4 protein-coding genes and 1 pseudogene are annotated in these 2,863 nt (G+C 39.2%); all 5 read right to left on the reverse strand.

The features are described 5' to 3' along the window. Window positions 1-225: helix-turn-helix domain-containing protein (locus ABEV15_RS02115; RefSeq protein WP_498852256.1), on the reverse strand; the 225-nt coding region annotated here is incomplete at its 3' end. Further along, window positions 203-598, reverse strand: a complete 396-nt coding sequence (locus ABEV15_RS02120) for a type II toxin-antitoxin system death-on-curing family toxin (RefSeq protein ID WP_004888889.1) — start codon at window positions 596-598, stop codon at window positions 203-205. The genes ABEV15_RS02115 and ABEV15_RS02120, both read right to left, overlap by 23 nt. Continuing rightward, the gene (locus ABEV15_RS02125; RefSeq protein WP_498852257.1) at window positions 595-846 is read right to left on the reverse strand and encodes an AbrB/MazE/SpoVT family DNA-binding domain-containing protein; all 252 of its coding nucleotides are present in this window, start codon (window positions 844-846) and stop codon (window positions 595-597) included. The genes ABEV15_RS02120 and ABEV15_RS02125 overlap by 4 nt, the downstream gene beginning before the upstream one ends. Before the next feature lie 390 nt (window positions 847-1,236). Next, a complete protein-coding gene (locus ABEV15_RS02130) occupies window positions 1,237-1,986 on the reverse strand; it encodes a FixH family protein (protein WP_498852258.1) in 750 nt (249 codons plus the stop codon). Window positions 1,987-2,269: 283 nt separating this feature from the next. Continuing rightward, window positions 2,270-2,863 (reverse strand): annotated as a pseudogene (locus ABEV15_RS02135) (RNA-guided endonuclease TnpB family protein); the annotation flags it as partial.

Raw genomic sequence — 2,863 nt, forward strand, 5'->3', positions numbered from 1 at the left:
TTCTTCCGTAAGAAACGGCACACGGCCAGGCGGCAACCGACGATCGAGTAGATGATCGAGCCCACCTTGATTAAACCGTGCAACGTAGATGGCAGCGGATTGACGGCACAGATTGACCATTTTGGCCACATCTTTACCGAGATGACCTTCCATGACAAGACGAACAGCGGTCACCCGTGCGAACAGTGCCTGGCACTGTTCGCTAATATTTACGTTCAAATGCATACTCTTTGATGGTTGCAACAATTTGCTCGAAGGAATATCGATGATTCACTACATCAACAACAAATTCAATGGCATCATCTTGCGGCATCGTAAAATAGTATCCATTGTATTTTAAAAATTGAACAAGTGCTACAAAGGCAGTTCTTTTGTTTGCATTATGAAAACAATGGTTCTTAGCCAAAGACTCAAATAATGCTGCCGCTTTTTCAAAAATAGTAGGATAAGCATCTTTACCAAACACACTTTGTTGTGAACGGTAGACAGCCGATTCTAACAATGCAGGTTCTTTTATCCCTTTCAGCTCATTTGGAGAATATTTTCCAATAATGAAAAAATTAATCGCAACGACTTCTTCTACAGTTAGATATCTCATCGATCAATAAGCCCCTTGATGGTCTCATCATACTCTTCAAGAGTTTCGTTTAATACTTCAAAAAAATCTTGGGAGATTCCTTTTGGCAAATCAACTTTTTTACTTTTCCTTATAACAATTTTATCCTCTTCAAGCTCCATTTGTATTTCATCTCCTTGATGAATACCAAGCTTATTTAAAAACTCCATTGGAAAGGTAACCCCAAGTGAATTGCCAACTTTTAATACTTTTCGTTCTGCGCTTAACATTTATCTCACCTCTTTGTTATAACTGTTATAACAATTATAACACGAATTAGATTTATAAAAAAGGTTATAAGAAAAAATCTTGAAGTACAACGTTCCACTCCAAATAAGCTTTTGTAGACTAAATCCAAAGTTTTATTTTCTAATTCAGCGATTCTATGCACCAATTGCCTTATTAAATACTGTCTCACAGTTTTTTGAACCGATATCGAAAGCTTTTGCACCACTTCTTAGCGAACAGTGCCAGGCACTGTTCGCTAACCGCTCGAAAAAATCAATGAAGTCTTCGATCGCATGCTAAAAGGACAAATTAACGGTCGCGTTGTATTAAAAGTAGACTAATAAACGTTTTGAGGATGACCCCGATCGGTCACCCTCTTTTCATTCGTTTTATCATTTCACGTGAACATGAATGACTTTGTGATCATGTAACTCGCCTTTGATAGCATGAACCCGGAAATGATAGTCTCCAACGCTCGACAGTTTTATATTCGCTACATATTCTCCTGCTGACTGTTCCTTCGCATCAACATAGGTATGCTTCTCTTCCTGTCCAGTCCAGTATTCCAACGTTACATGAGCATTCGTTAAAGGTTTTCCTTCGTGTTGCACGTTGATTTTGAATACGGTGTTTTGATCTTTACGTGTTTCCGTTGGTGATAACTGGATTGTTAATCCATGATGATCATGGGAGTGGTCGGATTGGTTCTGTGCTGCTGGATCCTTGCCCTCTTCTTGCTCGTTTCTATTGATTTCTCCAACCGTAAGTTCCACTTGTTTCATGCTATGCATATTTCTTGCTGTTACATGGTAGGTGACGAAATAAATCCCTTCACTGTCGAACGTCTTTTCAGCAGCATATACCCCTTTTCCTTGATGTTTAGCAGGGATCATTTGATGTTTCTCTTGTCCTTTTTTCCATACCTCAAATTGAACATCACTTGCATCCTCTACTGCATCATCCCCTTGTTTAACCACAACCTGAAGGGTAGTCGGCTGATTTGCTTGAATGACTTCAGGGATGGTTTTAAATGTAACCTCAATTGGTGCGGTCGGTTTGGATGGAGCCGGCTCACTTTTTCCATTCATTGAACACGCGGTTAACCACCCTAGACATAAAATGAAATAGACCCATTTTTTCATGAATGACGTCCTCCGTTTCACGCTGAGACTGATGCAACATTTTGGATCATGACCTACCCCATGATAATTTTTGATGATCGCTTCCTTATTTATACAACTTTTTATTTACCAATGCAACATCTCCTGAACCTCCCGATGGCTAAAGCCACGAGGTTCTTGTGTACAAAAGGGTTTCTCGTACACCTGCGTGTAGAACTCACCCTTGTTCCACAAGACTTTCATGGGCAAACACCTTACTGGTGCTTATCGCCCTGTGCGCCCGGTTCAAGACGCTTTTTATCATTTAAATTCCCATACTACTTACGACATATGGATGAAGACGAAGTCGTTTGATTTCTTCATCATGCAGTCGAATAAATTGATCCCATCTCTCTAAACATTTTTGTCTATCTATTTCTTTTCGATTGTCTTTCACATTCATGATTAAAAATGCGCTGTATAAATCTCGTTGCACTCTATGTCCGTCTACTTCATGCCATCGTTGAGAAAGTGTTTTCTTGTTGTACTCATCGTTTTGGTGGTCGTATTGACTTGCCTTGACGCGAAATGTGTCGATGTATTGAAGGGAATAGCCTTCATATTGCAGTTTTTGATTCAGTATGTTTAAAAACAAACTTGGCGCACGATTCGCAATACTTTTTCCAAATCGTTTTTTCTTTTTGTATTTTCCGTTGGCATCGACTTTTGTTTCTTTTGCCTTTGCTTGAAGTGCTCTGAAATTCATTTTTTCTACTTGGATATGATGACCTAATGTGATGATCCAATTGGCAAGCCGTTGATGATCTTGTTTCCGTTTATCTGCTGTTTTTCTTTGTAACTCGGCTAGTTGTTGACGAGTTTTGAGATAATTTTTACCCCAAACCCATTTTTCCTTGTT

It is taken from the genome of Bhargavaea massiliensis (assembly GCF_050480245.1).
In the GTDB taxonomy this organism is placed as follows: Bacteria; Bacillota; Bacilli; order Bacillales; family Anoxybacillaceae; genus Anoxybacillus.

Excerpts from the sequence above, each read along its gene's own strand:
- ABEV15_RS02120 (WP_004888889.1), bottom strand. The coding sequence starts at position 598 with ATGAGATATCTAACTGTAGAAGAAGTCGTTGCGATTAATTTTTTCATT.
- ABEV15_RS02125 (WP_498852257.1), bottom strand. The coding sequence starts at position 846 with ATGTTAAGCGCAGAACGAAAAGTATTAAAAGTTGGCAATTCACTTGGG.
- ABEV15_RS02130 (WP_498852258.1), bottom strand. The coding sequence starts at position 1,986 with ATGAAAAAATGGGTCTATTTCATTTTATGTCTAGGGTGGTTAACCGCG.